Origin of the sequence: Rivihabitans pingtungensis (assembly GCF_003201855.1) — a bacterium.
GTDB lineage: Bacteria > Pseudomonadota > Gammaproteobacteria > Burkholderiales > Aquaspirillaceae > Rivihabitans > Rivihabitans pingtungensis.
Map to the genome: position 1 here is coordinate 1 of NZ_QJKI01000006.1, position 25,908 is coordinate 25,908.

27 protein-coding genes, 1 tRNA gene and 1 rRNA gene are annotated in these 25,908 nt (G+C 63.1%); 23 read left to right on the forward strand and 6 right to left on the reverse strand.

Translation table 11 applies throughout. The features are described from left to right. From rrf to DFR34_RS06225, 7 genes are all read left to right on the forward strand, one after another. Positions 1 to 92: ribosomal RNA gene (gene rrf, locus DFR34_RS17940) — 5S ribosomal RNA — on the forward strand; the annotation flags it as partial. A gap of 310 nt (positions 93 to 402) precedes the next feature. Then, positions 403 to 1,236: a ferritin family protein gene (locus tag DFR34_RS06200; RefSeq protein ID WP_110390296.1), complete on the forward strand. Its 834-nt coding sequence runs from the start codon at positions 403 to 405 to the stop codon at positions 1,234 to 1,236. A gap of 9 nt (positions 1,237 to 1,245) precedes the next feature. Next, positions 1,246 to 1,737, forward strand: a complete 492-nt coding sequence (rfaE2, locus tag DFR34_RS06205) for a D-glycero-beta-D-manno-heptose 1-phosphate adenylyltransferase (protein WP_110390297.1) — start codon at positions 1,246 to 1,248, stop codon at positions 1,735 to 1,737. A gap of 3 nt (positions 1,738 to 1,740) precedes the next feature. Continuing rightward, positions 1,741 to 2,694: a biotin--[acetyl-CoA-carboxylase] ligase gene (locus DFR34_RS06210; protein ID WP_110390298.1), complete on the forward strand. Its 954-nt coding sequence runs from the start codon at positions 1,741 to 1,743 to the stop codon at positions 2,692 to 2,694. Continuing rightward, a complete protein-coding gene (locus tag DFR34_RS06215) occupies positions 2,691 to 3,404 on the forward strand; it encodes a type III pantothenate kinase (protein ID WP_110390299.1) in 714 nt (237 codons plus the stop codon). Before DFR34_RS06210 ends, DFR34_RS06215 begins: the two co-directional genes overlap by 4 nt. Next, complete coding sequence (locus DFR34_RS06220; protein WP_146215067.1) at positions 3,401 to 4,486, forward strand: SPOR domain-containing protein; 1,086 nt, start codon at positions 3,401 to 3,403, stop codon at positions 4,484 to 4,486. Before DFR34_RS06215 ends, DFR34_RS06220 begins: the two co-directional genes overlap by 4 nt. Before the next feature lie 210 nt (positions 4,487 to 4,696). After that, positions 4,697 to 6,640 carry a PhoX family protein gene (locus tag DFR34_RS06225; RefSeq protein WP_110390301.1) on the forward strand — a complete coding sequence of 648 codons (1,944 nt, stop codon included), beginning with the start codon at positions 4,697 to 4,699 and terminating at the stop codon, positions 6,638 to 6,640. Between the two features lie 153 nt (positions 6,641 to 6,793). Here the strand turns inward: DFR34_RS06225 and DFR34_RS06230 are convergent. Together DFR34_RS06230 and rsmI are read right to left on the reverse strand one after the other, a co-directional pair. Continuing rightward, positions 6,794 to 6,878: transfer RNA gene (locus DFR34_RS06230), tRNA-Leu, on the reverse strand. A 66-nt stretch (positions 6,879 to 6,944) separates the two neighbouring features. After that, positions 6,945 to 7,838 carry a 16S rRNA (cytidine(1402)-2'-O)-methyltransferase gene (rsmI, locus tag DFR34_RS06235; RefSeq protein WP_245906821.1) on the reverse strand — a complete coding sequence of 298 codons (894 nt, stop codon included), beginning with the start codon at positions 7,836 to 7,838 and terminating at the stop codon, positions 6,945 to 6,947. Between the two features lie 51 nt (positions 7,839 to 7,889). Here rsmI and DFR34_RS06240 point away from each other — a divergent pair, with 51 nt between their 5' ends. From DFR34_RS06240 to DFR34_RS06255, 4 genes are read left to right on the forward strand one after another with little or no spacing between them, the layout of a single operon-like run. After that, positions 7,890 to 8,921 (forward strand): penicillin-binding protein activator, encoded by a 1,032-nt coding sequence (locus tag DFR34_RS06240; protein WP_158281747.1) that lies wholly within the window; start codon positions 7,890 to 7,892, stop codon positions 8,919 to 8,921. After that, positions 8,914 to 9,246 carry a YraN family protein gene (locus DFR34_RS06245; RefSeq protein WP_110390303.1) on the forward strand — a complete coding sequence of 111 codons (333 nt, stop codon included), beginning with the start codon at positions 8,914 to 8,916 and terminating at the stop codon, positions 9,244 to 9,246. The genes DFR34_RS06240 and DFR34_RS06245 overlap by 8 nt, the downstream gene beginning before the upstream one ends. A gap of 17 nt (positions 9,247 to 9,263) precedes the next feature. Then, positions 9,264 to 9,854 (forward strand): phosphoheptose isomerase, encoded by a 591-nt coding sequence (locus DFR34_RS06250; RefSeq protein ID WP_110390304.1) that lies wholly within the window; start codon positions 9,264 to 9,266, stop codon positions 9,852 to 9,854. Next, positions 9,851 to 10,432: a BON domain-containing protein gene (locus DFR34_RS06255; protein WP_245906822.1), complete on the forward strand. Its 582-nt coding sequence runs from the start codon at positions 9,851 to 9,853 to the stop codon at positions 10,430 to 10,432. Before DFR34_RS06250 ends, DFR34_RS06255 begins: the two co-directional genes overlap by 4 nt. 210 nt (positions 10,433 to 10,642) lie before the next feature. Here the strand turns inward: DFR34_RS06255 and DFR34_RS06260 are convergent, their stop codons facing one another. From DFR34_RS06260 to DFR34_RS06275, 4 genes are all read right to left on the reverse strand, one after another. Continuing rightward, positions 10,643 to 11,887, reverse strand: a complete 1,245-nt coding sequence (locus DFR34_RS06260; protein WP_110390305.1) for an EAL domain-containing protein — start codon at positions 11,885 to 11,887, stop codon at positions 10,643 to 10,645. Positions 11,888 to 12,169: 282 nt separating this feature from the next. Then, positions 12,170 to 13,210, reverse strand: coding sequence for a Tim44 domain-containing protein (locus DFR34_RS06265; RefSeq protein WP_110390306.1), 1,041 nt, complete (start codon positions 13,208 to 13,210; stop codon positions 12,170 to 12,172). Between the two features lie 113 nt (positions 13,211 to 13,323). Further along, complete coding sequence (tsaA, locus tag DFR34_RS06270) at positions 13,324 to 14,031, reverse strand: tRNA (N6-threonylcarbamoyladenosine(37)-N6)-methyltransferase TrmO (RefSeq protein WP_110390307.1); 708 nt, start codon at positions 14,029 to 14,031, stop codon at positions 13,324 to 13,326. 190 nt (positions 14,032 to 14,221) lie between these two features. Next, positions 14,222 to 14,968, reverse strand: coding sequence for a GNAT family N-acetyltransferase (locus tag DFR34_RS06275; protein ID WP_110390308.1), 747 nt, complete (start codon positions 14,966 to 14,968; stop codon positions 14,222 to 14,224). 190 nt (positions 14,969 to 15,158) lie between these two features. Between DFR34_RS06275 and mnmG the strand changes: the two genes are divergently transcribed. From mnmG to atpD, 12 genes are all read left to right on the forward strand, one after another. Next, on the forward strand, positions 15,159 to 17,060 hold the full coding sequence (gene mnmG / locus DFR34_RS06280) for a tRNA uridine-5-carboxymethylaminomethyl(34) synthesis enzyme MnmG (RefSeq protein WP_110390309.1): 1,902 nt from the start codon (positions 15,159 to 15,161) through the stop codon (positions 17,058 to 17,060). After that, positions 17,050 to 17,670, forward strand: a complete 621-nt coding sequence (rsmG, locus tag DFR34_RS06285) for a 16S rRNA (guanine(527)-N(7))-methyltransferase RsmG (protein ID WP_110390310.1) — start codon at positions 17,050 to 17,052, stop codon at positions 17,668 to 17,670. Before mnmG ends, rsmG begins: the two co-directional genes overlap by 11 nt. An 18-nt stretch (positions 17,671 to 17,688) precedes the next feature. After that, positions 17,689 to 18,480, forward strand: coding sequence for a ParA family protein (locus DFR34_RS06290; protein WP_110390442.1), 792 nt, complete (start codon positions 17,689 to 17,691; stop codon positions 18,478 to 18,480). Positions 18,481 to 18,483: 3 nt separating this feature from the next. Then, on the forward strand, positions 18,484 to 19,326 hold the full coding sequence (locus DFR34_RS06295; protein WP_110390311.1) for a ParB/RepB/Spo0J family partition protein: 843 nt from the start codon (positions 18,484 to 18,486) through the stop codon (positions 19,324 to 19,326). 101 nt (positions 19,327 to 19,427) lie between these two features. After that, positions 19,428 to 19,805: an ATP synthase subunit I gene (locus tag DFR34_RS06300; RefSeq protein WP_158281748.1), complete on the forward strand. Its 378-nt coding sequence runs from the start codon at positions 19,428 to 19,430 to the stop codon at positions 19,803 to 19,805. Between the two features lie 14 nt (positions 19,806 to 19,819). Next, the gene (gene atpB / locus DFR34_RS06305) at positions 19,820 to 20,608 is read left to right on the forward strand and encodes a F0F1 ATP synthase subunit A (RefSeq protein WP_110390313.1); all 789 of its coding nucleotides are present in this window, start codon (positions 19,820 to 19,822) and stop codon (positions 20,606 to 20,608) included. 67 nt (positions 20,609 to 20,675) lie between these two features. Next, positions 20,676 to 20,969, forward strand: coding sequence for a F0F1 ATP synthase subunit C (atpE, locus tag DFR34_RS06310; RefSeq protein ID WP_110390314.1), 294 nt, complete (start codon positions 20,676 to 20,678; stop codon positions 20,967 to 20,969). A 46-nt stretch (positions 20,970 to 21,015) separates the two neighbouring features. Then, a complete protein-coding gene (locus DFR34_RS06315; protein ID WP_110390315.1) occupies positions 21,016 to 21,486 on the forward strand; it encodes a F0F1 ATP synthase subunit B in 471 nt (156 codons plus the stop codon). A gap of 7 nt (positions 21,487 to 21,493) precedes the next feature. Beyond that, on the forward strand, positions 21,494 to 22,030 hold the full coding sequence (locus tag DFR34_RS06320) for a F0F1 ATP synthase subunit delta (protein WP_110390316.1): 537 nt from the start codon (positions 21,494 to 21,496) through the stop codon (positions 22,028 to 22,030). An 8-nt stretch (positions 22,031 to 22,038) separates the two neighbouring features. After that, complete coding sequence (gene atpA / locus DFR34_RS06325; protein ID WP_110390317.1) at positions 22,039 to 23,583, forward strand: F0F1 ATP synthase subunit alpha; 1,545 nt, start codon at positions 22,039 to 22,041, stop codon at positions 23,581 to 23,583. A 33-nt stretch (positions 23,584 to 23,616) separates the two neighbouring features. Beyond that, a complete protein-coding gene (atpG, locus tag DFR34_RS06330) occupies positions 23,617 to 24,483 on the forward strand; it encodes a F0F1 ATP synthase subunit gamma (RefSeq protein ID WP_110390318.1) in 867 nt (288 codons plus the stop codon). Between the two features lie 36 nt (positions 24,484 to 24,519). Then, a complete protein-coding gene (gene atpD / locus DFR34_RS06335; RefSeq protein ID WP_110390319.1) occupies positions 24,520 to 25,896 on the forward strand; it encodes a F0F1 ATP synthase subunit beta in 1,377 nt (458 codons plus the stop codon). Positions 25,897 to 25,908 lie beyond the last annotated feature (12 nt).

The window sequence follows — 25,908 nt, forward strand, 5'->3', positions numbered from 1 at the left end:
CCCCACTCCTTCCCATCCCGAACAGGACAGTGAAACCACTTCGCGCCGATGATAGTGCGGATTACCCGTGTGAAAGTAGGTCAACGCCAGGCTCCCATTCAAACCCCCTGTAGCTCACGCTACAGGGGGTTTTGTATTTGGGTTTTTGATTTTCAGGTGGGGTTTGTGAACCGCGCTAAACCCCGGTTTTGCTGGGGTATTTTGCTGTCTATCTGGCGCTGTCGGCGCGCTGGGCTGTCTATATCCGGTCGATTTTGCTGATGGCGAAATTCTGACGGATGTTTGAAATTCTCCTTACAAAACAAAACCATACTACAAAAATGGGAATAGAAAACATTTCCGCTGCCGCAGGTGTTCTTCTACAATGCAGTTCTTGTCGAGACGCCCACAAGGACTTTCTGGATGCTTTACCCCGAGTTGTTCGCCCAGCTGGAAAAAGCCCGCTGGGACATGGCCACGGACATTCCGTGGGATCAGTTCAACCCCGAGCTGCTGACTGACGAACAGGCGCAAACCATCCGCCTGAACGCCATCACCGAATGGTCGGCGTTGCCGGCCACCGAGATGTTCCTGCGCGACAATCGCCACGACAGCGATTTTTCTGCGTTCATGTCGATCTGGTTTTACGAAGAACAAAAGCATTCGCTGGTGTTGATTGAATACCTCCGCCGCTTCCGCCCGGAACTGGTCCCCACCGAAGAAGAGCTGCACGCCGTGCGCTTTGAGTTCGACCCCGCCCCGCCGCTGGAAACCCTGATGCTGCACTTCTGCGGCGAAGTGCGCCTCACCCAGTGGTATCGCTGCGCCTCGGAATGGCATACCGAGCCGGTGATTCAGCACATCTACAGCACCCTGTCGCGCGACGAAGCCCGCCATGGCGGCGCCTACCTCAAGTATATGAAACAGGCCATCGACCGCTTTGGCGACCAGGCGCGGCTGGCGTTTGCCAAAATCGGCATGCTGATGGCCGCCAGCGGCCGCTCTGGCAAGCCGCTGCATCCGACCAATTTGCATGTCAATCAGGCGCTGTTCCCCAACGACACCGTACAAAGCCGCTTGCCCGACCCGGAATGGCTGGAAGACTGGCTGACCCACAAGATTCGCTTCACCGCCGAATGGGAATCGCGCGTGGTGGGTGGTATCCTTCGCAACTTGTCGAGTTTGTTTGAACGCCCTTTTGAGTCGGTGCAGCAACTCAACCGTTACCGCAAGGAGCTGGTTGCCGCCACCGCGTGATGGAACGCCATGAACTACCCCGCCCCCGAATTTGAACGCAAGCTGTGTCCGCCGGAACAACTGGCCGAGCGGCTGTCCGCCCTGGCTCGCCCGCTGGTGATGACCAATGGCTGTTTTGACATCCTGCATCGGGGGCATGTCAGCTATTTGGCTCAAGCGCGCGCGCTGGGCGCCAGCTTGGTGGTGGCGCTCAATACCGACGCCTCGGTGCGTCGGCAAGGCAAGGGCGACGATCGCCCGATCAATCCGCTGGCCCAGCGCGCGGCAGTGATGGCCGCGCTGGAAAGCGTGTCCTTGGTGACCTGGTTTGACGAAGATACCCCGGCCAAGCTGATTGACGTGGTGCGCCCGGACGTGCTGGTGAAAGGCGGTGATTGGCCGATCGAACGCATTGTCGGCAGCGCCGAAACCTTGGCGCGCGGCGGGCAGGTGCATTCGATTCCGTTTGAGTTCGAAACCTCCACCACCGCCATGCTCACCCGCATCCGTGCGCAGGGCTGAGCCATGAAGGCTCCGGTGTGGGCGGTATTGCGCCGCCTGTCCGATGGCGGCGTGCATTCTGGCGAGCGCCTGGCCGAAGAGCTGGGCTGTTCGCGCGCCTCAGTCAACGCCCGCATTCAGGCGCTGGCCGACGGCTATCAATTGCGCATCGACCGCGTGCGCGGTCAAGGCTACCGTTTGCTCTCCCCGATCGACTGGCTGGACGCCGCCGCCATTCAGGCCGGCGCGCCGGCTGGCGTGCGGGTGGAAGTGGTGGAAGAAACCGCCTCCACCAATAGCGACGTACTGGCCCGCGCTGCCGCAGGCGAGGCCAGCGGCCTGGCGCGGCTGGCGGAATCACAGACCGCCGGGCGCGGCCGTTTTGGCCGGCGCTGGCTGGCCCCCTTGGGCGGCGGCCTGACTTTTTCCTTATTGTGGCGTTTTGAATGCGGCGTGGGCCAATTGTCCGGGCTGAGCCTGGTGGTCGGCGTGGCCTTGACCCGCGTGCTGAACCGCCTGGGCGCGCCGGTGCGGCTGAAATGGCCCAATGACCTCTTGCTGGGCGAGCGCAAGCTGGCCGGCATTCTGATTGAGCTGGCCGGCGACGCCTTGGGGCCATCCGCTGTGGTGATTGGCGTCGGCCTGAATCTGCTGCCAGCGGGCGATGTGGGCCAACCGGCCGCCGCCTTGCGTGAAGCGGGTGTTACCGTGTCGCGCAATGTGCTGGCGGCGGCGCTGCTGACCGAGCTGGCGGCGGCGCTTGGCCAGTTTGCCGACGAAGGCTTTGCCCCGTTCCAGGCCGAATGGCAACACTGGCACGCCTGGCAGGACGAGCCGGTGGTGGTGGCGCCGATGCAGGGCGAGGCGCTGGCCGGCCTGGCTTTGGGCATCGACGCGCAAGGTGCGCTGCGCCTGCTGACCAGCGAGGGCGAACGCAGCGTGCACGCCGGTGAAGTCAGCCTGCGGAGGTTGGTATGAAGCTGCTGCTGGATGCTGGCAACACCCGCGTGAAATGGCGACTGCTGGACGCCGCCGGCCAACGTTGCGCCGAAGGCGCCGCCGCGCATGAGGATTTGTCGGCGCTGGCCGCCGATTGTGCGCGCTGGGCGCCTGAGCAGGCCTTGGGCTGCACGGTGGCCAGCGAGGCGCTGGGCTCGCGCATTGCCGCCTGCCTGCCGCCCGGCGTGGCCATGGCCTGGCAATGGCCGCAGGCGCAGTGCGCGGGCGTCACCTGTCAGTACGACACGCAACGCCTGGGCGCTGACCGCTGGATGGCGCTGCTGGGCGCCTGGGGACGGGCGCCGGGCGCCAAGGTGGTGGCGGCGGCTGGCACCGCGCTGACCGTCGATGCCTTGTCGGCGGATGGCGTGTTTCTGGGCGGCACGATTGCCCCGGGCCTGCAGTTGATGCGCGACAGCCTGGCGCAAGGCACCGCACGGCTGGGTCGCCCGGACGGGGAGTATCAGGATTTTCCGCACACCACGGCTGACGCTATTTATAGCGGCTGTCTGAACGCCATGTTGGCCCCGATCATGCTGTGCGTGCAGCGCATGCAGGCCTTGGGGCCAGCCCCCACCGTGTATCTGACCGGCGGCGACGCCAATTTAGTGGCGCGTCATCTCCCGCTGGACTGCCAGATTGTGGATAATCTCGCGCTGGATGGATTAGCCAGGATAACAAGACCATGATGAAATGGTTTTTAGCCGCGTTGGTGGCGGCCAATGTGGTGGTGGCGCTGCTGGGCGCCTTGAGTAAACCCGCGCCGACTGATATCAAGAGCCGGGAAAGCAACGCCAATCAGATCAAACTGGCTGGGCAGGGCAATGAACCCTCGCCGCTGGAAGCGCTGACCGCGCCCAAACCGGGCTCGGCCTTGGCCGCCGCCCAGCAAGAAGCCGCGAAAAACCCACCGCCTGCTGCGGAGCCTGCCGCCCCAGTCACGCCGCCGGTGACCACTCTGGCGGCGGCGCTGGCGCCTGAGCCGGCCAAACCTGCGCCAGAGCCTGCCAAAGCCCCCGAGCACAAACCTGCCGCACCCAAGCCTGAGCCACTGAAAGAAGCCAGCAAGCCGATGCCCACGCCGCCGGCTGCCAAGCCCGAAGCCAAGCCGGCTGAGCCGAAAAAACCGGAAAGCAAACCCGAGCCCAAGCCAGAAAGTAAACCGGCCGAGGTGAAAAAGCCCGAACCCAAGGTCGAGGTGAAAGACAGTAAATCTGCCGAGAAAAAGCCAGAGCCCGCCAAGCCGGAAGTCGCCAAAACCGACGCCAAGGCGGCTGACAAAAAAGCCGACGCCAAACCAGACGCCAAGCCCAAGTTGGTCTGCTATCAGGCCACGGACCTGGACTCTGCCGCCGCCAGCAAGCTCAAAGCTGCGTTGAACAAGGCCGGCCTGGCCGCCAAGATGCACGAAACCGTGCAGGAAACTGGCCGCACCGGCGGCAAGTTCTGGGTATATCTGCCGTCTTACGCCAACCGCGACGAGGCGGTGAAGCAATCGGCGGCGCTGAAAGACAAGGGTTTTGACAACTACATCGTCAACACCGAAGGCGAAAACAAAAACGGCCTGTCCATGGGCTTGTTCTCGCAAGAAGACAGCGCCAAGGCCATGGTCAAGCGCCTGAACGACAGCGGTTATCCGGCCAAGCTGGCGCCGCGCGGCGGCACAGCGGTGACCAGCGCCAGCGTACGGCTGGATAGCCTGGACGAAGCGGGCAGCGCCGCGCTCAGCAAAGCCGGCGTCAGCATGAAGCCGGTGAGCTGCAAACCCTGACCTCGTCTGACCGTGCAGGCGGGGCGTCGCGCCTGAATGCGCCTTGGCGGCAGGTGGCCCGCGAGTCTTAATTCTGCCTGTTGTAATGACAAAGCCCGGCCTTGTGCCGGGCTTTGTCATCTGGAAGTCATCTTTTCGCCACGATTGTGTCATCGGCGTGACGTATTTTCGACAGGTTCTCAACTGTTGCTGACTTCCGGAGCGTCACCCATGAGCCGCCTGATCAAAACCGACGACAGCGTCGTCAACGCCTCGTCCAACCCGGCGTTTTCCGCCATTCTTGAAGCCTCGCTCGACCGTCGCGGTCTGCTCAAGGGCCTGGGCGCCTCGCTGGCGCTGGGCCTGGCTGGCGGCACGGTCAGCCAGCTGGCGCAGGCCGCCAACGCGACCCCGACAGCGCCGCTGAGCCTGGGCTTTACCGGCCTGCCGTTCTCGACGGATGACGTGGTGCATGTGCCGGCTGGCTATTCCACCCAAGTGCTGTACGCCTGGGGCGATCCGGTGGGTGTGCCGGGCAAGCAGCCGACCTTCAAGCAGGATGCCAGCAACAGCGCCGAAGAGCAGGCGCTGCAAGCCGGCATGCACCACGACGGCATGGCCTACTTCCCGCTGCCGTTTGGCTCGGCGCACAGCAAGCGCGGTTTGCTGGCCATCAACCACGAATACACCGATGATGGTCTGCTGCACCCGGACGGCATGGCCCACTGGAACGACAAGAAAACCGCCAAGGCGCAAGCCGCCGTGGGCGTGTCGGTGATTGAAGTGGAAGACACCGGCAAGGGCTGGCGCGTGGTGCGCCCGTCGGCGCTGGCCCGTCGCATCACCGCCACCACCCCGTGCGCCATCAGCGGCCCGGCCAAGGGCCACGCACTGATGAAAACCCAGGACGACCCCAAGGGCGTGCGCGTGCTGGGCACGCTGAACAACTGCGCCAATGGCCAGACGCCGTGGGGCACCTACCTGACCTGTGAAGAAAACTGGAGCGATTACTTCGCCAACAACGGCGAACTGAGCGCTGACGACAAGCGCTACGGCATCAAGGCCACCGACGCCGGCTACAAATGGTCGGAAACCGACTTCCGCTTTGACCGCCAGATCACCCCGAACGAAGCGCACCGCTTTGGCTGGGTGGTGGAAATCGACCCGTTCGACGCCAAGTCCACCCCGGTCAAGCGCACCGCGCTGGGCCGCGTCAAGCACGAAGGCGCCATGCTGGTGCTGGCGCCGGACAATCGCGTGGTGGTGTATATGGGCGACGACCAGCGCTTTGAATACATCTATAAATTTGTGTCCAGCAAGCCGTACAACCCGAAAAACCGTAAAGCCAACTTCGACTTGCTGGATCATGGCACACTGTATGTGGCGCGCTTTGATCAAGACAACACCGGCCGCTGGCTGGAGCTGACGCACGGCAAGAACGGTCTGACCGCCGCCAATGGCTTTGCCAGCCAGGCCGACATCTGCATCCACACCCGCCGCGCCGCTGACCTGGTGGGCGCCACCAAGATGGACCGCCCGGAGTGGATCGCCGCCCACCCGCACAAGCCCTACGAAATTTACTGCACGCTGACCAATAACAGCGAGCGCGGCAAGGAGGGCAAGCCGGGTGTGGACGCTGCCAACCCGCGTGTGGACAACAGCTTTGGTCAGATCATTCGCTGGTTTGAAGGCGATAACAACCCGGCTACCACGGAATTTGTCTGGGATCTGTTCGCACTGGGCGGCAGCCCGACCGGCAAGGGCGACAAGAAGGCCAGCGTGCAGGGCGACACCTTTGGCAGCCCGGATGGCCTGAAATTCGCCAGCAATGGCCTGCTGTGGGTGCAGACCGATGTCTCCACCAGCACGCTCAACGAAAAAGACTATGCCGGCATGGGCAATAACCAGATGCTGGCGGTGATCCCCGAGCGTGGCGAGTTCCGCCGCTTCCTGACTGGCCCGCGCGGCTGCGAAATCACCGGCATTGCCTTTACCCCGGATAACCGCACCATGTTCATCAACATCCAGCACCCGGGCGAAACCTCGTCCGAGCGTTCCGACCCGGCGGCGCCCAAGGCTGTCTCCGCCTGGCCGGATGGCGCGGCGGGTGGGCGTCCGCGTTCGGCCACGGTGGTGATTCGTCGTGATGATGGCGGGGTGATTGGCGTGGCCTGATTCTCAGCAATGGGCTGAGTCACGCGCCGCCGTTTGCCCAAGCGAGTTTGGGTGGCCGGCGGCGCGTGTTTTTGTATTTCTGGCGGCAATAAAAAACCCCCGTGGCGTGCCACGGGGGTTCCGAGAATGTCTTGCAGGAGTGTGTTGCTTTGTTGGTGCCCAGGGTCGGACTCGAACCGACACGCCTTGCGGCGGGGGATTTTGAGTCCCCTGCGTCTACCGATTTCGCCACCTGGGCAGGTGTTGCTTTCCGGTAAGGTGCAAATCATACCTTGCTGCGCTCGGACTGTAAACCAAGGCTGAATTATTCGCTGTGGCGCAGGCTGACGGCCAGCTGATACAAGGCATCGCGCGGCGCGCCGGTCAGTGTGGCAGCCAGCTTGGCGGCTTGTTTGGGCGGCAGCTCGGCCAGCAGCACACGCAAGGTATGTTCGGCCTGGGCGTCGATGGCGGTTTCGGCGGCACTGGGGGGCGCGGCGTCGATGATCAGCACGCACTCGCCGCGTTGCTGATTGCTGTCGCTGGCAATCCACTGCGCCAGTTCGCCAGCCGGCAGGGTGCGCACAGTTTCAAAGGTTTTGGTCAGCTCGCGCGCCAGTGTCACCAGGCGGGATTCGCCCAACGTGACTGCGATGTCGGCGGCGCATTCGGCCACCCGGTGCGGCGCTTCGTATAGCACCACGGCATAATGTGCATCGCGCCAGCTTTCCAGCTGCTTGCAGCGCGCGCCGCGCTTGGGTGGCAAAAAACCATGAAACAGCCACTCGGCGGTGGTGACGCCGCTGGCGGCCAGGGCGGTCACCGCTGCGCAGGCGCCGGGAATGGCGCACACCGGATGACCGGCGGCGCGCACCGCCGCCACCAGCCGCGCGCCAGGGTCGGACACTGCTGGCGTGCCGGCGTCCGATACCTGGGCCACCAGCTGGCCTTCGGCCAGCCAGTTGCAGACTTTGTCGGCCATCGTGCGTTCATTGTGCTCGCGCACGCTGACCAGTTTGCTCTGGATGCCATAGCGCGTCAGCAACTGGCCGGTGACACGAGTATCCTCGGCGCAGATCAGGTCGGCGCGGGCCAGCACGGCCAGTGCGCGCAGGCTGATGTCTGCTACGTTCCCAATCGGTGTGGCCACCACATATAATGTGCCGTTCACCAGAGACGCTTGGGCGTCTTCGACAATCGGAAAGAGTGGGGTATGCAACGACGGGCTCCTTGGCTGCGAATACTGTGCGGATGGCTGCTGACAGCATGGATGGCGGCCGCGCCGGCCGCCGGCCCGAACTATAGCACCGATCTGAATGATGTGGCGGCGCTGCACTCGCCGCTGACGGCCATTCTGCCTGCGCCTGTGGCGCAGGCCGTGGCCCAGCCGGGCCAGCTTAGCGCGCCAGCCGGCCCGGCGCCGCGCGTGGCGGTGTTGTTGCCGGCCAGCGGCCCGCTGGCGGATGCTGGCCAAGTGCTGCGCCAGGGCATTGAAGCGGCCTGGAAAGTGGACGCCGACGCTGAACTGGCGTGGTACGACACCGAGACGGACAATGTGCGCGCGCAATATCAGCGCGCGCTGGACGATGGCGCGAGCGTGGTGATTGGCCCGCTGGCACGCGAGGCGGTGGCTGAGCTGGCGTCAATCGCCAGTGTGCCCACCCTGGCGCTGAATACCGTGTCTGGCAGCGCCGCACCGACCTTGTATGCGTTTCATCTGGCGGTGGAGAGCGAGGGCGCGCAAATGGCGCTGGCCATGCACCGTGCCGGGCATTTGTTTCCGCTGCTGGTGGTGGGCGCTGACCCGCTGTCGCAGCGGCTGGCGCAGGGGTGGCGCGCCGCCTGGACGGATATTCATGGCCGCTCGCCGCGCTGGGTGGTGCAGTGGCCAGCCGAGCGCGCGCGCCTGAACGAGCTGGCCGCCCAGGCGGATGCCGTGGTGCTGGCCGTACCGGGGCGGGACTGGCCTGCTTTGCGTCCTTTGCTGAGCGCGCTGCCTGCGTACGCGGCGGCCAGTCTGAGTGATTTTGCCCGCCCGCAACTGGCCTGGCCGGGGGTGGTCCAATTGGATATGCCGTGGCTGCTGTCGCCGCAAGCGGCGCCGGCGGCGCGCTATCCGCGTCCGGCCGAGCCGCTGACGCTGGCTACCGAGCGGCTGTATGCCCAGGGCATTGACGCCTTCCGGCTGGCGCGCCGGCTGGCGGGGCGTGATACGCCGGGGCTGACGCTGGATGGGGTGACCGGCTGGCTGAGTTTGCGCGGCCGCGAAGTGCAGCGCAGCCTGCGGGCCGTCGATGAATGAGCGCGGCGACGCCGCCGAGGCGCGCGCGCTGGTCTGGCTGCAAGCGCGCGGCTTGCGTTGCCTGGCGCGCAACTACCGTTGCCGGCTGGGCGAAATTGATTTGATCATGCAGGATGGCGACACCGTGGTGTTTGTCGAGGTGCGGCAGCGCCGCAGCGCCCGCTTTGGCGGCGCTGCCGCCAGCATCACCCCGGCCAAGCAGGCGCGTTTGACGCTGGCTGCCGAACACTACCTGCAAACCCTGTCCAGCGTGCCGCCGTGCCGCTTTGACGCCGTGCTGTTTGACGGCGCGCAGCCGCCACACTGGGTGCAGAACATTATCTGAAGGAAGAAGGAAGCCCGATGGATTTGATCCAGCGCGTCAACGAGCACTTTATCGAAAGCATTGCCGCCAAGCAGCAAGCCATGGAAGTGCTGTCGCCCGGCATCGCCGTGGCCGCCGAAAAAATGGTCGCTTGCCTGATGAATGAAGGCAAGATTCTGGCCTGCGGCAATGGCGGCTCGGCGGCGGACGCCCAGCACTTTGCCGCCGAAATGGTCGGGCGTTTCGAAAAAGAGCGCCCTGGCTTGGCAGCGCTGTCGCTGGCCACTGACACCTCGGCCTTGACGGCTATTGGCAACGACTACGACTTTGATATGGTGTTCTCCAAGCAGGTGCGCGCGCTGGGGCAGACCGGCGACATCCTCTTGGCGATTTCCACCTCGGGCAATTCCGCCAATGTGATTGAGGCGATTCACTCCGCCCACGAGCGGCAGATGACCGTGATTGCCTTTACCGGCAAGGATGGCGGCAAGATTGGCGAGTTGCTGACCAGTGAGGACATTCTGCTCAATGTGCCGGCCTTCCGTACCGCACGCATCCAGGAAGTGCATATCCTGATGATTCATGCGCTGTGTGATGCCATTGATTACATGCTGCTGGGGGGTGAATGATGCGACGCGGATTGGGTGTGGCCGTGGGCGCGCTGGTGCTGATGTCTTCCTTGTCGGCCTGCGTGCCGGTGGTCGTGGCCGGAGCGGGTGCTGCTGCCATGGTGGGCACGGATCGGCGCACCACCGGGTCTTATACTGACGATCAGACGTTTGAAGTCAAACTGGCCGGGCAAATTGCCGACAAGGTGCCCGGTGTGCATGTCAACGTCACCTCGTTCAACCGCGCCGTACTGCTGACCGGCGAAGTACCGGACGACAATGCCCGTGCGCAGGTGGATTTTCTGGCGCGGGCGCAGCCTGGTGTGCGCAAGCTGTATAACTATGTGGTGATTGCCCCCAACTCCACCCTGGGCAACCGGCTGAACGACAGCGGACTGAGCGCCAAGGTGCGCACCCGTCTGCTGCAAGGCAAGAATTTCTCGTCCAACCACATCAAGGTGGTGACCGAGCGCGGCGAAGTCTATTTGCTGGGGCTGGTGTCGGAGGCAGAAGGGCAGGAGGCGGCGCAGTTGGCCAGTGAAACCTCGGGCGTCCTGAAAGTGGTCACGCTGTACGAGTATCTTGATCAGGCGCGCTAAGCGCCGCTCACAAAACCCTCCTGGCGTTGTTTGTGACCTTGCCGTACTGCTTGACTGTCTGCGGTCACACGCCTGGCCAGGGCCGCTTCGCTGGGTTTGGTGAGCGACGCTAAAAATCTCTGGTGTGGTGGTGTGGCCTTGCCATCTTGCTTTCACGGCCGGCGGCCACCTCCGTCGCCAGCATCGCTGCGCTGAGTCCGGCGCCTGGGTTCAGCTGGCTGGCGGCAGCGTCACCCGCTCGTGCCACAGCAAGTCGGCGCACAAGACGTGAATGCGCTCCTGGATTTCCAGCGCCAGCGACATGGTCACGCAGGATACCGGCTCTGTGACCGACAGATACGGCTGGGTCAGCTGCACCCGGCCGGGTTGTTCCATGGCGCTGCGAAAATACGGCCGCCGCGACCAGCGCGCCCCTCGGGCGTCGGCCAGTGGGGCAAAGCGGCGGGCATTGGCCTGGCCGCGCGCGCCGACATTGTCGCCCACTTGTTCGCCAAATTGATTCAGCACAAAGCAGCGCAACACGTCCGGGTGCTGGCGCAGCATCATGCTGGCGTCGGCCAGTGGTGTGCCGGCGGTCAGCGCGTTGGCGCACTGACGGAACGCCGCGTGCACGCTGCGGTACACCGCCGCCGCGCCCTGACGGCGGGCGTGCTCGCGCACTTCATAATCGTGCCACAGGGTGTCCAGCACTGGCAGTACCAACTGGCTGTCCGGCAGTTGCGCGGCCGGGTGGGCAAAGTAATAGCCCTGCACAAAGTCTGCCTGGGATTCCAGGGCAATCACCCCTTCACGTTCGTTTTCCACCCCTTCCGCCACCACCAGCGCGCCGATTTCCTGCAACATCGCCACCAGCCGTGGATACAGTGCGCGCGCCTGGCGGGTCTGGCTGGCGTCGCGCAGCAGTGAGCGATCCAGCTTGACGATGTCGGGCTCCAGCCGCCACAGCCGGTCGATATTGGCGTGGCCGGCGCCGAAATCATCCACGGCAATCACGCAGCCCTGGCGCTTGAGCTGGCGCAAGGCCGCCACTAGAGCATCCAGATCGTCAATGCGATGCTCCAACACTTCCAGCACCACCTGATCGGGGCGCAAGCCGTGGGCGGCCAGCCAGCCGGGAAAATTTTCGACGGCCTCGCCATCCAGCAAAAAGCCTTCGGCATCGGCGTTCAGGAATAGCCAGCTGTTGGCCAGGCCCAGGCGGGCATAGTGCGCCACATGCAGGGCGCGGGCGTGGCGGTCGAGGGCGGCGCGTTGCCCCAGTGGCACATGCGGGCTGAACAGCTCCAGCGGTGGCACGGGTCGGCCCTGGATGTCCTGCGCGCGTAACAAGCCCTCCACACCGATCAGGCGACGGTGGGCCAGACTGTAAATGGGCTGAAAGTGTGAGCTGCACACCAGCCCGGCCGGCGCGGGGGCCGACAAAGGCAGGCAGGGAGGGGCAAGGTGTGCGCTCATGGTGTTCGGGGTGTGGCGATCTCGGGTTGGCCGGCTGGCGGCGTCGGGGCTTGCAGTCAGCTATGCCATGGTGACGATGTTGCGATTTCCGGCATGATGGCGCTGAACGCAGTTGTAAAGCAAGTGTAATGCCAGGCCAAGCCGGCAAGCATGATGCGCCATCTGGCTCATTGTAGGCACGCCATGCCAATGGGCGGCGTCATTGTGCATGGTTTTGTACGCCGGTGCACCAAAAAAAGCCCGCACATTGGCGGGCTTTTTGTCTGCTGTGCCGAGCGCGGATCAGCCTTCCTGCTGAATGCCCGCCACCAGCCATTTGTTGTCGGTATCCGTCCCCTTGACGTAATGCCAGACTTCCGAGAACGGCGCCAGCGGGGCGTTGACCGATTCGCTGACCATACCATGGAAGCGCACGCTGGCGATATAACGGCCGTGTTCTTCCACGGCGTCCAGCAAGTCGCAATTCAGCGTCGGGAAGTCGGCGGTTTCGCTGTTGGCGCTGACTTCCGCCTTGACTGCGGCAAACATCTCCGGGGTCAGGTACTTGGCCACTTCTTGCACATTGGCCGGGTTATTCATGCTTTGCAGGTGCATGAAAGTCGCCTTGGCCTGACGCAGGAAGTGCGGGGCTTCGGTGCCATCCGGCAGACGGCCGCTAGCCAGCGGAGACGGCGCGGTGTTGTACTGATTGAACAGGCCGCCACCGGTGCCCGGCACCGGCTGATTGCCGGCCAGGCTATCACGCGGGCCGCCGCTGTATTGGCTCAGGTTGTCACGCGCGCTGTTCTGCCGTGCGCCCGATCCTCCCAGCGCCGGCGCTGATTTGCGGCGCATCATCCACCAGGCGCCGCCGCCCAGCAAAGCCGCCAGCAACAGCAGCGTGCCCCACGGCATGCCGCCACCTGCTGGCGCCGGAGCTGCCGGCGCAGCGCCGGTCATGGCTTGCGCCTGCTGTGCTGGCATCGGCGAGCCGCTGGCTTGCGCCGGCGCCTGCTGCGCTTGCTGCGGGGCGCTGTGATTGTTGTCGCTCATGGCCGAGCCCAGCATATAACCGGCGGCGGCGCCGGCCACGCCGGCGGCTACGGCGGTGCCTACGCCCACGCCAGACGAACGCGGTTGCGCGCCAGCCGGGGCGGCCTTGCCGTAGCTGGGCGCCGGCGCTTGCTGCGCCGGGGTGCTGCTATACGATTGGCTCTTGGACGGCGCCGAGCGCTGCATGCCGCTGGATTTGCCACCGCCGAACTTGGCGGCATCGGCGAACGGCGCTGAGAGCAAGGCCGCCGTGGCCAGTGTCAGGACAAGATGTTTGGCGGTGTGGGCCATGGTGCAAGGTCTCCTTGAGGCCTTCTCTTGGGGAAGGCGCAACTAATAATGTCCGCCAAAGGCGGCGGGCTGTGGAATTGGACGCGGCCAGGGCCGGGCAAGTTCCTCGGTGACTACATGGGGACATCGTCGCAGACATCAAGCACGCTGGCCACGCCGTCGGCGATGATAAAGCGCACATTGCAGTCGTACAGGCGCACGCCGTATTCGCGCGCCGGGTCGTCCTGGTACGCCGGGCGCGGGTCTTGCGCCAGCACTTCTTCAATCAGCGCATCCAGCGTCGGCCAGCGCGCCAGCCGGGCGTTGACCGACGCGCGCGCCTTGGCGGACCAGCGCACCGGCAGCAGCGCCGGCGGGCCATCGACAAAGCCGCCAATCGCCTGCGGTTGGCTGTCGACAAACGGGATATACGGTTTGATGTCGAAAATCGGCGTGCCGTCCAGCAGGTCTACGCCGCCCAGGCGCAGGGTGACGCCGTGGTCGGTGTCCACGCCCAGCAGTTCCGCCACGCTCAGGCCGACCGGGTTGGGACGAAAAGTGGAGCGGCTGGCGAACACGCCCACCCGGGCATTGCCGCCCAGCCGGGGCGGGCGCACGGTGGGCTTCCAGCCTTGTTCGGCGGTGTGATGGAACGCAAACAGCAGCCAGACGTGAGAAAAACTTTCCAGTCCGCGCACGCTGTCCGGGTGGTTATAGGGCGGGCTCAGCCGCAATTCGGCGTGGGCGTGGCGCGCCAGGCCGGGCTGGCGCGGGATGCCGAATTTTTCCCGGTAGGGGCTGTGCAGCACGCCCACCGGTTCGAAAGTGTAGAGATCTGCCATGCCTGTATTGTCGGATGCGGCAAGGCGGCCGGCAAGGTGGGGCGGGGCGGTCAGCCGGGTTTGGTGAGCAAGGCTTAAGAGTCGCTCACAAAATCCAGCGCAGCGCTCCTGGCTAGGCGTGTGACCGCAGACAGTACAAGCAGTACGGCAAGGTCACGCAACAACGCCAGGAGGGTTTTGTTAGCGACTCTTATTCGCCGACAAAGTGGCGGTTGTAACGCTCAGTCACCCGCCCCATCGGCAGCAGCATAAAGAAATCCGCGCAGTTGAAATCCGGGTCCCAGGCCGGTTCGCCGCAGACAAAGGCCCCGGCGCGCAGATAACCCTTGATCAGCGCCGGAATCGCCACGTCCACGGTGTCGGTCAGCTGGGCCAGCGGCAGCGGCAGATGCGGGAACACCCGCCATTCCGCCGGCGCCAGGTGGCTGGCTTCCAGTTTGCGGTACAGGCTGGCCGCCTGATGGCCGCCATCTTTCAGGCTGACGCTGGCGCAGCCGGCCAGGTATTCAGCGTTGTGCTCGCGCACATACTGAGCCAGGCCCGACCACAGCAGGGCGATGGTGCCGCCGGTGCGGTAGTCCGCATGCACGCAGGAACGGCCGACCTCCACCAGGCTGTCGCGCACATGGGTGAGGCGGGAAAGATCGAACTCATGTTCGGAATACAGCTTGGGCGCCCGGCGGGCGTTGTCCGGGCTGAGCATGCGATAGGTGCCGACCACTTCGCCATCCGGGCTGACCACCACCAGGTGATCGCACAGCTCGTCGTACTCGTCGCAGTCGATGCCCAGCTGGGCCGAGGCCAGTTGCGCGCCCATTTCTTCGCCAAAAATGCGGTAGCGCAGTTTTTGCGCCTGGCGCAGCTCGTCGGCGTTGGCGGCCAGGCGCACGCTCAGGCGGGCCGCGCGCGGGGCGCGGGCAAGTCTTTCTTGCAGCATGGTTTTCTCCCGATCATGGTTGTCCGCCAGTGTGCGAGCCGGCGATGACAAGCGTTTGACGCCGAGGTGACGGAATCATGATCGGGTAAAAACCCGGCCGGCGGCTGGCAAATCAACAACTTACGCCGAGAACGGTTTTCGCATACAATACTGCCCCCTGTTCAAGCACTTTCCCGCTGGTGAGCGCGCCATGATCTACCCCACCCAGTTTGACGTGATTGTTGTCGGCGGCGGCCACGCCGGCACCGAAGCCGCCCTGGCTGCCGCCCGCATGGGCCGCGCCACGCTTTTGCTCAGCCACAATATCGAGACCTTGGGGCAGATGTCGTGCAACCCGTCGATTGGCGGCATCGGCAAAGGCCATCTGGTGCGCGAAGTGGACGCGCTGGGCGGGGCGATGGCGCTGGCCACCGATATGGGCGGGATTCAGTTTCGTACGCTGAACAGCTCAAAAGGCCCGGCGGTGCGCGCCACCCGCGCCCAGGCCGACCGCGTGCGCTACAAGGCGGCCATCCGCCATATGCTGGAAAACCAGGATAATCTGATGCTGTTCCAGCAGCCGGTGGACGATTTGCTGCTGGACGGCGACCGCGTGGCCGGGGTGATCACCCAGGCCGGCATCACCTTTCGCGCCCGCTCGGTGGTGTTGACCGCCGGCACGTTTTTGTCCGGCAAGATTCATATCGGCCTGGAAAACTACACTGGCGGGCGCGCTGGCGACCCGGCGGCGTTGACCCTCGGCGCGCGCCTGCGTGAGCTGGCCCTGCCGGTGGGGCGGCTGAAAACCGGCACGCCGCCGCGCCTGGATGGGCGCACCATCCGCTTTGACCTGCTGGAAGAACAACCCGGCGACGATCCGCGCCCGGTGTTTTCCGTGCGCGGATCGCGCGACATGCACCCGCGCCAGCTGCCCTGCTGGATCACCCACACCAATACCCAGACCCACGACATCATCCGCTCGGGCTTTGATCGCTCGCCGATGTTCACCGGGGTGATCGAAGGCGTGGGGCCGCGCTACTGCCCGTCGATTGAAGACAAGATCAACCGCTTTGCCGACCGTGACAGTCACCAGATCTTTCTCGAGCCGGAAGGGCTGGACACCCACGAAATCTACCCGAACGGGATTTCCACCAGCCTGCCGTTTGATATCCAGCTGGCGGCGGTGCGCAGCATGCGCGGGCTGGAGAACGCCACCATCCTGCGTCCGGGCTACGCCATCGAATACGATTATTTTGATCCGCGCGCGCTGAAATCCACGCTGGAAAGCAAACACATCGCTGGTTTGTTCTTCGCCGGCCAGATCAACGGCACCACCGGCTACGAAGAGGCCGCCGCACAAGGCTGTCTGGCTGGCATCAACGCCGGGCTGTATGTGCAAGAGCGCGATGGCTGGAGTCCGCGCCGCGACCAGGCCTATCTGGGCGTGCTGGTGGATGATTTGATCACCCGTGGGGTGACCGAGCCGTACCGCATGTTCACCAGCCGCGCCGAGTTCCGCCTGCAATTGCGCGAGGACAACGCTGACCTGCGCCTGACCGAGGCCGGCCGCGCGCTGGGCGTGGTGGGCGATGCGCAGTGGGCGATGTTCTGCCGCAAGCGCGACGCGGTGGCCGCCGAGTTGGAGCGGCTGCGCAGCACCTGGGTGAATCCGCGCGTGCTGGCCGCCGCCGACGCCGAGCGCGTGCTGGGCAAGGCCATTGAGCGCGAATACAACCTGCAAGACCTGCTGCGCCGTCCGCAGGTCAGCTACGCCAGCCTGGCCACCCTGCCCGGCTTTGGCGCCGAGCCGGCGCCGGACGAGGTTGCCGAGCAGGTGGAAATTCAGGTCAAATACCAAGGGTATATTGAGCGCCAGGCCGAAGAAAACGCCCGCCGCGACCAGATCGAACACATTGCCTTGCCGGCCGATCTGGACTACGCCAGCGTGCCTGGGCTCTCCAAGGAAGTACAACAAAAACTTGGCCAGCATCGCCCGGAAACCCTGGGCCAGGCATCGCGCCTGTCCGGCATGACGCCGGCAGCGGTGTCGCTGTTGCTGGTCTATCTGAAACGCGCCGGCAACGATGCCCGAAAGACTTCGCATGACGCTTGAACAAGAACTGGAAGCCGGCCTGGCGCAACTGGGCCTGGAATTGTCCGCCGAGCAAATCGATCGCCTGAACCAATATCTGGCGCTGCTCAATAAATGGAACAAAACCTATAACCTCACCGCCGTGCGCGAAACCGAGCGCATGGTGGCCTACCACGTGCTGGACAGCCTGAGCGCGCTGCCGCACATCCAGGGCGTGCGCGTGCTGGACGTCGGCTCCGGCGGCGGCATGCCCGGCATGCTGTTCGCCATCGCCCGCCCGGACTGGCAGCTGACCCTGATCGACGCCAACCACAAAAAAACCACCTTCCTGCGTCAGGCGGCGATTGAGCTGGGGCTGAACAATGTTGAGGTGCATTGCGAACGCGTCGAGGCGCTGGCGGCGTCGGCGTTTGACGTGATCACCTCGCGCGCCTTTGCCGATCTGGCCGAGTTTGTGCGCCTGACCCGTCATGTGCTGGCCGACGGCGGCGTGTGGGCGGCGCTCAAAGGCGTGTATCCTTACGAGGAAATCGCCCAGCTGCCCGATGACATCCGCGTGGTGTCGGTGCAGGCGCTGCATGTGCCGGGGCTGGATGCCGAGCGGCATCTGGTCACCCTGGCCCGCGTTTAATCAGGAAGGATGTTCGGCATGGCCACGGTTATTGCAATCACCAACCAGAAAGGCGGCGTCGGCAAGACCACCACCGTGGTCAATCTGGCCGCGGGTTTTGCCGCCAAAGGGCTGCGCGTGCTGCTGGTCGATCTCGACCCGCAGGCCAACGCCACCATGGGCTGCGGCATCGACAAGGCCAAACTGCCGGCCGGCGGGCTGTATCGCCTGCTGCTGGGCGAAGCGACGCTGGAGGCGGTGCGCTGCCGCTCGGAAAGCGGCGGTTTTGACGTGCTGCCGGCCAACCGCGAGCTGGGCGGCGCCGAGGTCGAACTGGTGTCGGCCCCGCGCCGCGAACAGCGGCTGAAAGACGCCCTGGCCGAAGTGCGCGCCGACTACGACTTGATTCTGCTGGATTGCCCGCCGGCGCTGAATCTGCTGACGCTCAACGGCCTGGCCGCCGCCAGCCGAGTGATTATCCCGATGCAGTGCGAGTATTACGCGCTGGAAGGCTTGTCCGACCTGGTCAACACCCTGAAGAAAGCCCGCGCCTCGCTGAATCCGGGCATCGAGATGCTTGGCTTGCTGCGCACCATGTACGACCCGCGTTTTACCTTGTCGCAGCAGGTCAGCGCCCAATTGCAGCAATATTTCCCTGGCAAACTGTTCGAGACGGCGATTCCGCGCAATGTGCGGCTGGCGGAAGCGCCCAGCCACGGCATGCCGGCGCTGGCGTATGATCGCGCCTCGCGCGGGGCCAAGGCGTATCTGGCGCTGGTGGAAGAAATCGCCCAGCGCCTGCATCTCACCCTTCCCAAGCAGGTGGGATAAACCATGGCCAAACCCAAAGGACTGGGCCGCGGGCTGGATGCCCTGCTCGCGGTCAATCATAGCGACGATCAGCTGCAAACCCTGCCGATTCACGCCATCGAGCCGGGCAAGTATCAGCCGCGCACGCATATGGACGCCGCCGCGCTGGAAGCGCTGGCCGAGTCGATTCGCGCCCAGGGGGTGATTCAGCCGCTGGTGGTGCGCCCGGTGGGCTACGAGCGCTACGAGCTGATTGCCGGCGAACGGCGCTGGCGCGCCAGCCAGCTGGCCGGGCTGGCCGAAGTGCCGGCCGTGGTGCGCACCGTGCCGGACGAAGCCGCGCTGGCGATGGCGCTGATCGAAAATATTCAGCGCGAAGATCTGAATCCGCTGGAAGAAGCGCTGGGTTTGAAGCGGCTGGCCGACGAGTTTGGCATGACGCACGAGGCGGTGGCCGCCGCGGTGGGCCGCTCGCGCAGCGCGGTGAGCAATCTGTTGCGCTTGCTGTCGCTGGCCGAGCCGGTGCAGGCCTTGGTGAACGACGGCAAGCTGGATATGGGCCACGCGCGCGCCTTGCTCACCCTGCCGGTGTTGCAGCAAGTCAGCCTGGCGCAGGACATTGCGGAACGAGGCTTGTCGGTGCGCGACGCCGAGCAGCGCGCCCAGCAGCTCTTGCATCCGCCGGCGCCGCGCAGTGAGGCGCGGGCCGATCCGGACGTGTTGCGCCTGGCGGAAGAGGTGTCAGAAAAGGTGGGCGCCAAGGTCAGCATCCGGCCTGGGCGCAAGGGCAGCGGCAAGCTGGTGGTCGAATATGCGACTTTAGACCAGCTTGACAACTTGATCGCCGCGCTGAGCGGTCGTCAGTGAAATTGCCAAGCCTTTCAGATGTTTAAAATCGGCGCGGTCTTGTATAAGACCGCGCAATTCATTGACGTGACGGATGCCCTGTGAGTATAATCTCTGAGTTCGTGCTTGGACTGCCCAAGCAACTGGCTGACGCTGTAAGCAAATTGTTGCGCTGGCAAATTCGCCTGTCGCTGCCGGTGGTGATTGTGAGCGGGATTCTCGGCATGCCCTCGTGGCACGCGCCCGTGTCTGCCCTCCTTGGCGCGCTTGTCGGAATTGTGCCGGCGCTGGTGTATGTGCGCATTGCCTACCGCAAGCCGCGGGGTGCACCCGGAAAACTGCTGTCCGCGCACTTTGCCGCCGAAGCCGCCAAACTGGCCGTGACCGGCCTGATGTTTGCCCTGGTGCTCGCGCTCTATAAGGATGTTGTGCCATTAGCGCTGTTTTCAAGTTTTTTTGCAACGCTGGTGGCCTATTGGATCGCCCTTCTATCTAAATAAATCGAGAACGTGTTATGGCAGGCTCCGCTACTGACTACATCAAGCACCACCTGACCCACGCCAAGGCGCCGCATGACGGCGGTTTTTGGTCGCTCAACGTCGACACCTTCAGCGTGTCGCTGATTCTGGGTTTCATCTTCCTGTTTGTATTCGCCCGTGTCGTGCGCAATTTCAGCGTCGAAAATCCGGGTCGTCTGCAATGTCTGGTGGAATCCATCGTCGAGATGGTCGGCAATCAGGTTCGCGATATTTTCCACGCCAAGAGCGATATGGTGGCCCCGCTGGCCCTGACCGTGTTCTGCTGGGTGTTCCTGATGAACGCCATGGACATGCTGCCGGTTGACCTCCTGCCCTACATTGCCCAACTGATCGGCGGCGCCATGGGTGCTGATCCGCATCACGTTTATCTGCGTGTGGTGCCTTCCGCTGACGTCAACGCCACCTTCGCCATGTCGCTGTCGGTGATGTTCCTGATCATTGGCTTCTCGATCAAGGCCAAGGGTTTTGGCGGCTACATGCACGAGCTGTTCTCCGCGCCGTTTGGCCCGAAAGTTGGCCCGATCAACTTCATCTTTCAGCTGATCGAGCTGATCGCCAAGCCGATTTCGCTGGCCCTGCGGTTGTTCGGCAATATGTATGCCGGTGAACTGATTTTCATCCTGATTGCTCTGCTGCCGTGGTATGTGCAGTGGCTGCTGGGCGGTCCGTGGGCCATCTTCCACATCCTGGTGATCACGCTGCAAGCGTTCGTGTTCATGATGTTGACCATCGTGTACCTGAGCCTGGCGGTGGAAGACCACTGATTTAAAACGCGATTTTCGCAATTAACGGTTTCTCAACCATCCTTCTGTAAATCCTTAGGAGATATAAATGGAAGCATTCGTTTCGCAGATTCAGGGCATGACCGCACTGGCCGCCGCCATCATGATCGGCTTGGGCGCCATCGGCACCGCACTGGGTTTCGGCATTCTGGGCGGCAAGTTCCTGGAAAGCTCGGCCCGCCAACCGGAAATGATCCCGGTTCTGCAAACCAAGCTGTTCATTATCGCCGGTCTGCTTGACGCCATCTCGATGATCGGTGTGGGTGTGGGTCTGCTGTACACCTTCAACAACCCGTTCCTGACCGCTGGTGTTGCCGCTCTGAAGGCTGCTGCTGGTCACTAATCCGCCGCAAGTCCGGTTGTTGTAAACACTCTGGGGGAAAACAAGCGTGGATATCAACGCAACACTGCTGGGACAGGCGCTCACATTCGCCGTCCTGGTGTGGTTCACCATGAAATTTGTTTGGCCTCCGCTGACCAACATGATGGACGAGCGCGCCAAGCGCATTGCTGATGGCTTGGCCGCTGCGGAACGCGGTAAACAGGATCTGGAAGAAGCATCTCGTCGCGTCGAAGCTGAAATTCGTGCTGCCCAACAAAAGGCGACCGAAATGCTCATCAACGCCGAGAAGCGCGCCAACCAGATCGTCGAAGAAGCGAAACAGGCTGCTCGGACCGAAGGCGAACGCATCATTGCTGACGCCAAGGCCGAAATCGATCAAGAAGTGCTGCGCGCCAAGGAATCCCTGCGCAGCCAAGTGGCTGGTCTTGCTGTCGCTGGCGCAGAGAAAATCCTGCGCAAGGAAGTTGACGCAAGCAAACACGCTGATCTGCTAGCCTCCATCAAAGCGGAGTTGTAATTAACTCATGGCAGAAATCATTACCGTAGCGAGGCCTTACGCCGAAGCGGTATTCCGGTTGGCCAAAGACGCAAATCGACTCGCCCCTTGGGGCGAGGCCCTCGCCGTCCTTGCTGCCATGATGGAGCACTCGGAGGTGGTGACCCTGGTCACCAACCCCAAGAGCACCGCTCAAGAGGTCGGAAAGCTGATCGTCGATGTGCTGGGTGACCGCGCCGACGTTGAAGTGAAAAACTTCATCGACGCGCTGCAGGAAAACCACCGTCTGACGTTGCTACCGGAAATTGCCAGACAGTTTGAACTCCTGAAATCGCGTGAAGAGAGTGTGGTGGAAGCCACAGTCGAATCCGCCTTTCCGCTCAACGACCAACAGGCCCAGGAGCTTGCCGGCACGCTCAAAGCGAAGTTCGGCAAGGATGTCCGCCTGTCAACGAGCGTCGACCCCGACCTGATTGGTGGGGTGCGGATCAAGGTGGGCGACGATGTCATTGACGCCTCGGTGCGCGGCAAACTGCAAGCAATGGCGGTAAGCCTCAAAAGTTAGGAGAGATCATGCAGTTAAACCCTTCTGAAATCAGCGAGCTGATTCGCGCGAAGATTCAGAACTTGCCGTCGAGCACCGAAGTGCGCACCACGGGCACCGTGGTGTCGGTGACTGACGGCATCGTCCGCGTCCACGGCCTCGCCGATGTGATGCAGGGCGAAATGCTCGAATTCCCGGGCAACACCTTCGGTCTCGCCATGAACCTCGAGCGTGACTCGGTGGGCGCCGTGGTGCTGGGCGAATACGAGCACATCAGTGAAGGTGACGAAGTCAAGACCACCGGCCGCATTCTGGAAGTGCCGGTCGGCCGCGAACTGGTGGGCCGCGTGGTGAACGCGCTGGGCCAACCGATCGACGGCAAAGGTCCGCTGAACACCAAGCTGTCCTCGCCGATTGAAAAAATCGCGCCGGGCGTGATTGCCCGTAAATCGGTTGACCAACCGATGCAAACCGGCCTGAAGGCCATCGATTCGATGGTGCCGATTGGCCGTGGTCAGCGTGAGCTGATCATTGGTGACCGTCAAACCGGTAAAACCGCTGTTGCCCTGGATGCCATCATCAACCAGAAGGGCACTGGCGTTGTGTGTATCTACGTGGCAGTGGGCCAAAAAGCCTCCTCCATCGCCAACGTGGTGCGCAAGCTGGAAGAACACGATGCCCTGGGTCACACCATCATCGTCGCCGCTTCCGCTTCCGAAGCCGCCGCGCTGCAATACATCGCACCGTACTCCGGTTGCACCATGGGCGAATACTTCCGCGATCGCGGCGAAGACGCCCTGATCGTGTATGACGATCTGTCCAAGCAAGCCGTGGCCTACCGTCAGATCTCCCTGCTGCTGCGCCGTCCGCCGGGCCGTGAAGCCTACCCGGGTGACGTGTTCTATCTGCACAGCCGCCTGCTGGAGCGCGCTGCTCGCGTGAACGCCGATTACGTTGAAAAGTTCACCAACGGTGAAGTGAAAGGCCAGACCGGTTCGCTGACCGCCCTGCCGATCATCGAAACCCAGGCTGGTGACGTGTCCGCCTTCGTGCCGACCAACGTGATCTCGATTACCGACGGCCAGATCTTCCTGGAAAGCGACCTGTTCAACTCGGGCATCCGTCCGGCTATCAACGCCGGTATCTCGGTGTCCCGCGTGGGTGGCGCTGCACAGACCAAGGTCATCAAGAAGCTGGGCGGCGGTATCCGTCTGGCCCTGGCTCAGTATCGCGAACTTGCCTCGTTTGCCCAGTTTGCCTCTGACCTGGACGAAGCCACCCGCAAGCAGCTGCAACACGGTGAAATCGTGACCGAGCTGATGAAGCAAAAGCAATTCTCCACCCTGAAGGTGTCGGAGATGGCGCTGACGCTGTTCGCGGTGACCAAGGGTTTCTACGAAGGCGTGCCGGTCAAAAAGGCGCTGGCGTTCGAAGCGGCTTTCCTGTCGCACATGAAGGCCAATCAAGCCGCTGTGCTGTCTGCCATTGAAGCTTCCGGTGAATTGTCGGGCGACAACGAGAAAATCCTGGCCAAGGAACTCGAGTCGTTCAAAGCCGGCTTCAACTTCAACTGATCCTTTCGGATAACAGACTGAAAGGAACAGGGAATGGCAGTCGGCAAAGAGATTCGCACCAAGATCAAGAGCGTGCAGAACACGCAAAAGATCACCCGCGCCATGCAGATGGTTGCAACGTCGAAAATGCGGAAAACGCAGGATCGCATGCGCGCAGCTCGTCCTTACGCCGAAAAGGTGCGCCAGGTCATGGCGCACCTTGCCCAGACCAACCCTGACGCGAACAATCCGCTGCTGGCCAAGCGCAGCAGCGTCAAGCGCGCCGGTGTGATCCTGATCACTTCGGACAAGGGTTTGGCGGGCGGCCTGAACGCCAACCTGCTGCGTCGGTTCTGCCAGAGAGTGGACGAACTGATGGGGCAGGGCGTGCAGGTTGACGTATGTGCGCTGGGCCAAAAAGGCCTGGCTGCTGCGCAGCGCCTGAAGCTGAACGTCGTGGCCAGCGCCACCCAACTGGGTGACACCCCGCAAATGGATAAATTGATCGGCCCGATTTCGGTGATGATCAATGCCTACGCGGAAGGCACCATCGACGAACTGCACATCGTTTACACCCGCTTCGTGAACACCATGAAGCAGGAGCCGACGCTGGAGCAACTGCTGCCGCTCTCGACCAAACACATGGCTGTTGAGCATTCCCACCCGTGGGATTACCTGTTCGAGCCGGACGTGAAGTCGGTCCTTGACTTCCTGGTCCGCCGCTATCTGGAATCGGTGATTTACCAGGGTGTGGCCGAGAACATGGCCTCGGAACAGGCCGCCCGGATGGTGGCCATGAAGGCCGCCACGGACAATGCAGCCAATCTGATCGAGAGCCTCAAGCTCACTTACAACAAGGCCCGTCAGGCAGCGATTACCACGGAACTTTCCGAAATCGTCGCGGGCGCCGCTGCGGTGTAAGGCGCGGGCAACCGATATATTTTTTAGGAACCGATAATGAGCCAAGGCAAAATCGTTCAGATCATTGGCGCGGTTATTGACGTGGAGTTCCCGCGCGATGCCATGCCTAAGGTCTATGACGCATTGAAGGTGCTCGAAACGGGTCTGACGCTCGAAGTTCAGCAACAGCTGGGTGACGGCGTGGTCCGTGCGATCGCCATGGGTAGCTCCGACGGTCTGCGTCGCGGCTTGGCAGTAGCCAACAGCGGTGCGCCGGTGTCTGTCCCGGTGGGTAAGGCCACTCTGGGCCGCATCATGGACGTGCTGGGTGACCCGATTGACGAAAAGGGCCCGATCGGCGAAGAAAAGCGCATGCCGATCCACCGCAAGGCCCCGGCATTCGACGAGCTGTCCGCCGCCACCGAACTGTTGGAAACCGGCATCAAGGTGATCGACCTGCTGTGCCCGTTCGCCAAGGGCGGTAAAGTGGGTCTGTTCGGCGGCGCCGGTGTGGGCAAGACTGTGAACATGATGGAGCTGATCCGTAACATCGCCATCGAACACAGCGGCTACTCGGTGTTTACCGGCGTGGGTGAGCGTACTCGTGAGGGTAACGACTTCTACCACGAAATGAACGACTCCAACGTGCTGGACAAAGTGTCGCTGGTGTACGGTCAGATGAACGAACCGCCGGGCAACCGCCTGCGCGTGGCGCTGTCTGGCCTGACCATGGCCGAGAACTTCCGTGACGAAGGTCGCGACGTTCTGCTGTTCGTGGACAATATTTACCGTTACACCCTGGCCGGTACCGAAGTGTCCGCACTGCTGGGTCGTATGCCTTCTGCTGTGGGTTACCAACCGACCCTGGCCGAAGAAATGGGTAAATTCCAGGAGCGCGTGGCTTCGACCAAGGCGGGTTCGATCACCTCCATCCAGGCCGTGTACGTGCCTGCCGATGACTTGACTGACCCGTCCCCGGCCACCACCTTCGCCCACTTGGACGCCACCGTGGTGCTGTCGCGTGACATCGCCGCCCTGGGTATCTACCCGGCCGTGGATCCGCTGGACTCCACCTCCCGTCAGCTCGATCCGCTGGTGGTGGGTGAAGAACACTACAACGTGGCGCGCGGCGTGCAGATGACTCTGCAAAAGTACAAGGAACTGCGTGACATCATCGCGATTCTGGGTATGGACGAACTGTCTGAAGAAGACAAACTGACCGTGGCCCGTGCGCGTAAGATCCAGCGTTTCCTGTCGCAGCCGTTCTTCGTGGCGGAAGTGTTCACCGGCTCGCCGGGCAAGTACGTGTCGCTGAAGGACACCATTGCTGGCTTCAAGGCAATTCTCAGTGGCGAGTACGATCACCTGCCGGAACAAGCGTTCTACATGGTGGGTGGCATCGACGAAGTCATCGAGAAGGCCAAAACCGTCTAATGGAAGGGGCTT